The organism is Mesorhizobium sp. M7A.F.Ca.US.002.01.1.1 (assembly GCF_004022955.1).
GTDB classification, from domain to species: Bacteria; Pseudomonadota; Alphaproteobacteria; order Rhizobiales; family Rhizobiaceae; genus Mesorhizobium; species Mesorhizobium ciceri.
The window spans coordinates 1-510 of record NZ_RZQE01001042.1 but is presented as its reverse complement, the minus strand read 5'-3'; the positions used below and the strand labels follow the sequence as shown (position 1 = coordinate 510).

General features: G+C 72.2%; 1 protein-coding gene. It reads right to left on the bottom strand.

The features are described 5' to 3' along the window. On the bottom strand, window positions 1-429 hold a 429-nt coding region (locus tag EN932_RS37600), incomplete at its 3' end, for a DUF1403 family protein (protein ID WP_128369593.1). Between the last annotated feature and the right edge of the window lie 81 nt (window positions 430-510).

Below are 510 nucleotides of genomic sequence, written 5' to 3'. Positions count from 1 at the left end.
CTCCGTAGAAAGCGCGGCGAGCGCGGAACCGTCCCAGTGGAATCCGAGCATCTCGACGATCTTTTCGAGCCGATCGGCGCTGGCAACGGGCGGCTGCGCTGCCAATTGCCGCCAGCCGCCCAAAATAGCGCCGGCGGGGCCGGGATCGGCGCCGGGCGGGCGCAGGGGCCAGGCGTCGCGCAGGGCGGCCGCGTCCACGGCCCGGCCGGCGAGCCGCATGCTGGCGGCGGCACAGCGAAGCGCCAGCCGCTGGCGCCAGGCGCCGGCCCAGGCGGGCTGCGCCCGGGCAAGTGCGTCCAGCGACGCCAAGGCGGCGCCGGCCTGGAAGGCGGCGTCGATCTCGCTGGCGTCACGGCCGGACGCGAGCGCCCACGCCGGAACGGAGGGCGGCGCAGAGGAGCTGGCGGTCGCGGGATCGAGGCGAATCATGATTTTGGAGGGTAAAGCGCGCGTGCGCTTTGCGCTATGATTTTCGCACCGAAACGCACAGCCTGTCGTGCAGATATAATG